The 4,618-nt window shown below is 55.3% G+C and carries 2 protein-coding genes; one reads left to right on the top strand and one right to left on the bottom strand.

Annotated elements, in window-relative coordinates:
* Window positions 1-144: 144 nt before the first annotated feature.
* Window positions 145-660 (bottom strand): SMC-Scp complex subunit ScpB, encoded by a 516-nt coding sequence (gene scpB / locus HFM78_RS01890; protein ID WP_287127721.1) that lies wholly within the window; start codon window positions 658-660, stop codon window positions 145-147.
* 75 nt (window positions 661-735) lie between these two features.
* Here scpB and metH point away from each other — a divergent pair, with 75 nt between their 5' ends.
* A complete protein-coding gene (metH, locus tag HFM78_RS01895; protein ID WP_287127722.1) occupies window positions 736-4,278 on the top strand; it encodes a methionine synthase in 3,543 nt (1,180 codons plus the stop codon).
* Window positions 4,279-4,618: the final 340 nt, after the last annotated feature.

The raw sequence follows: 4,618 nt of genomic DNA on the forward strand, positions 1-4,618 counted from the left end.
CATCGCTGCTGCTGGCGAGTCATCGTCAACGGTAAATGCTGTCTGTGAGCCAGTAACCGCAAGGGAATCACCGCGCCTTTAGGACGGTGAGTATGTCAAAATACGGCAAAGCCTGAGGTGCGGCCTGATATCGCCGTGACGCTACTACAAGGGAGGGACTTCTTGTAGCTCCAGCTGTCGGTCCGCCACCAACAAATCCGACAGGTCCTCATTAATTGCAAAGTACTGGTAAAACCGTTCTGTCACTTTTAACCGGAAAGAACGCCCCTCCGCTTCTCGATACTTAGTGATAAAGCTCTTCTCCACAAGGTCACGTACATGGTCGTAGACCCCACTGCCCCGCAATTCTACTAATTGCCGTTGGCTGAGCGGGCCTCTGAGGGCAATCACGGCTAGGGTGCGTCTGGCCCCCATACCCAATTCTGGAGAGGCGATTTCGTGGACCAAGGGTTCAAACTCGGGTTTGAGTTGTAAAGCATAACCCTGACTGCTCTCGACGACTTCTAGGGCTGAGTCACGGCGACTATATTCCTGCAATAACTCTAAGAGGGCGGGAAAGACTTGGGCCTCGGGTTGGTGGCTGAGATGGGCTAGCTCCACCACCGTCAGGGGGCGGGCTTTGAGATAGAGAATGGCTTCTAGTTGGCGCGTCAGGTCCATGGTTTTAGTCTAGTGCAAGGGCTGAGCGGGGAGGCTCCCCGTTATCATGATGAGAAGCGAATTACGGAAAACCCCATGCCCAACTTCTTAGAACTGCTCCAGAAGCGCATCCTCGTCTTTGATGGGGCGATGGGGACGAGCATTCAGAACTTGGACCTCAGCCCCGATGTTTTTGGGGGTAAGGACCTAGAGGGCTGTAATGAATACTTAGTCAAGTCCGCACCTCAAGTTATCCGTCAGGTCCACCGGAGTTTCCTAGAGGCCGGGGCCGATGTAATTGAAACCGATACTTTTGGTAGTACGGGGATTGTCTTGGCGGATTATGACATTGCGCCCCTGGCCTACGAACTCAATTTCAAAGCCGCTGAGATTGCTAAACAAGTTGCTCAGGAGTTCTCGACCCCGGACCAACCACGCTTTGTCGCTGGGTCCATGGGTCCAACGAATAAGATGCCGACCTTTGGCGGGATTAGCTTCCGGGAGATGGTCCGGGAATATCATACCCAGGTCCTCGGTCTGCTGGATGGCGGGGTGGACCTGTTGCTGGTGGAGACCTGTTTTGACCTGCTCCAAACCAAGGCCGCGCTCAATGCGATTTTTCAAGCTTTTAAGGAACGTAAAATCCGGTTGCCGGTGATTGCTTCCTTAACCTTTGAGCCACCGCCCCGGGGCACGATGCTGGCGGGGTCCGATATTGCGACGGCCTTGGCGGTCCTCAGTCCCTATCCGATTGACGTATTGGGCCTCAACTGCGCCACGGGCCCGGAACACATGGCAGAACATATTCACTACCTCGCCAACCATTCGCCCTTTGCCATCTCCGTCGTACCCAACGCGGGGTTACCGGAAAATATCGGCGGGCATACCCATTACCACCTCTCCCCAGCGGAAATGGTGACGAAGGTGGGCGGGTTTGTGCGAGACCTCGGGGTGAATATCGTCGGTGGTTGCTGTGGTACTACGCCCGCGCACATCCAAGCCCTAGCCCAGGCGGTCAAGGGCCTCACCCCCGTCGTCCGCCGACCCGAACGGCTCCACGCGGTGGCCTCGTTGTACAACATCGCGCCCCTACACATGGAACCCGGCCCGGTCATGGTCGGGGAACGGCTTAACGCCAACGGGTCGAAACAATTCAAAGATTTGCTCTTGGTCGAGGACTGGGACGGGATGGTGGCGATGGCCCGTGCCCAGGAAAAAGAGGGCGCACACTTATTAGATGTCTGTGTGGACTACGTGGGCCGCGATGGGGTCCAGGATATGACCCAACTGATTGAACGGCTTAAAACCGCCGCCACGCTGCCCCTGATGATTGACTCCACTGAACTTCCGGTTCTGGAAGCCGCCCTGGAACAGTTAGGAAGCCGTGCCGTGGTCAACTCCATCAACCTAGAGGATGGCGAGGAACGGATGGCGCGGGTCCTGCCGATGTGCCGGGAATTCGGGGCGGCGGTGGTGGCCTTGACGATTGATGAGGACCGAGAGGCGGGGATGGCGAAAACCGCTGACCGCAAACTTGCCATTGCCCAACGGATTTACGATCTAGCCGTCCACAAGTACGGGATGGCTCCAGAGGATTTGATTTTTGACCCCCTCACCTTTACCCTGGCGACCGGGAACAGTGATGACCGCCGCCTGGGATTGGCAACTCTGGAGGGGATTAAGTTAATCAAAGAGAACTTGCCAGGCGTGAAAACTATCCTCGGCCTGTCGAATATCTCCTTTGGCCTCAAACCCAAAATCCGCCATGTCCTCAACTCGGTCTATCTCTATTACGCTCTGCAAAGTGGGCTAGATATGGCAATTGTCCACGCCTCCAAAATCCTCCCAGTTTATCGGATTGGTGAAGAGGAGAAGGAACTGCACCGCCGCTTAATCTTTGATGATTGGTGCGCGGGTGATCCGTTACAGAACCTATTGCATTACTACAGTGAAAATGAGGGCAAGACTCAACAGCAAGTCGTAGACCAGAGCACCAAAACTTTAGAAGAACGGCTGACCCAGCGCATCATTGATGGCAACCGGGTCAACTTAACTGTTGACTTACAGGCCGCCCTGGACCAAGGCCATACCCCACTCATCATCATCAACCAATTCCTCTTGGAAGGAATGAAAGTGGTGGGGGACCTCTTTGGGAGTGGACAGATGCAGTTACCGTTCGTATTGCAATCAGCCGAGACGATGAAAGCGGCAGTCTCCTACCTCGAAACTTTCATGGAAAAAGCTGAGGGTTCCGAGAAAGGGACGTTGGTTATCGCCACGGTTAAAGGTGATGTTCATGATATCGGTAAAAACTTAGTTAATATCATCCTCACCAACAACGGCTACAAGGTCCACGATTTGGGGATTAAACAACCCGTTGAAGGGATTATCCAAGCTATCCAGGACCATCAACCCGACTGTGTGGGGATGAGCGGACTTCTGGTCAAGTCCACAGTGATCATGAAGGAAAACCTCCAGATTTTTAATGAACGCGGGATAACGCTCCCGGTCATCCTCGGTGGCGCTGCCCTGACCCGTCGTTTTGTAGAAGAAGATTGTCAGCGGGTCTACCACGGCAAACTGGCCTACGGGTTGGATGCCTTCGCGGGGTTACATTTCCTAGACCGTCTGATGAATGCCAAGGCTGCCCAGCAATGGTCCGATACCCTGGGTTTCCTCAATGGTGAACCCGTACCGACTGAGACTAAACCTGTCATCGAGACAGGCGGACTCCGTTCTGAAAAAGTCCAACGGCGCAAACGTCAAATCGGGGTCCGCTCCCAGGTCGCCCTTGACATCCCCCGGCCCACTCCGCCCTTCTGGGGTAGTCGAATTTTCCGGCCTGCGGACTTGGACTTGACGGAGGTGTTCCAGTACCTAGACCTCAAGGCTCTCGTGGCGGGGCAATGGCAATTCCGTAAACAGAAAGACCAGACCCGTGAACAGTACGAGCAACTAGTCCAAGAAAAGATGATGCCCGTCCTCCACCACTGGCAAACGTGTACCCTCACCGAGAACCTGCTCTCGCCCCATGTCGCCTACGGCTATTTTCCCTGTCAAGCGCGGGAGGATGAGCTTCTGGTCTACGGTCTGGCTTCTTTCGCCCGTTACCAAGCCTCCGGCGACCCCAGCCAACTCCGCACGTTAGTCAAATTCCGTTTCCCGAGACAACAGGGCCAAGACAAGCTCTGTATCAGTGACTTTTACGCGCCCGTGGGTTCTGGTCAGGTGGATGTCCTACCGCTCCAAGCCGTGACCGCCGGACTCGCCGCCACCACCAACGCCCAGCAACTCTACGAGGCCAACAACTATAGTGATTACCTCTACTTTGCGGGTCTTGCGGTCCAGACTGCCGAAGCCCTAGCGGATTGGATTCACACCCGGATTCGTCACGAGTTAGGCGTTGCCGGGAAGGACGCACCCGACATAGCCCGTCTCATCAGCCAGGGCTACCAGGGTTCGCGCTATTCCTTTGGCTATCCCGCTTGCCCCAATATCGCTGACCAACGCAAACTCCTCTACCTCCTCCGCGCCGACCGCATCCATCTCACCATGGACGAACACCTCCAACTCCACCCCGAACAGTCCACCACCGCCCTCGTCAGCTACCACCCCGCAGCCCGGTACTTCAGTGCCTAGCGTATTAGGATACAAGCATGGAACAGCTTGAACTGATTACGCTTGATTTCAAAGCAAACGCTCCTCCACTCCACACGGATGCCGATGGTGTCGTGCGTGTGGGCGGCACACGGGTAACGCTGTATTCAGTCGTAAAGATGCGACGTTGCTTGGTCGTCATGAGGACGTTCTGCTGATGTGTTCACTCTAGCGGAGGGTCCACTTTTTCAGGGGAGGGTCAATCCCGCCCTTTCTAGAAAGTTTGACATACTCACCGTCCTGAAGGAGCGGTGATTCTTGACAGCTCAACGGGCTGTGCTGGCGAACTAGTCTTACCTGCCCTCCCTGTCCATTTAGAGTC

Origin of the sequence: Candidatus Cyanaurora vandensis, assembly GCF_013285555.1 — a bacterium.
GTDB classification, from domain to species: domain Bacteria; phylum Cyanobacteriota; class Cyanobacteriia; order Gloeobacterales; family Anthocerotibacteraceae; genus Cyanaurora; species Cyanaurora vandensis.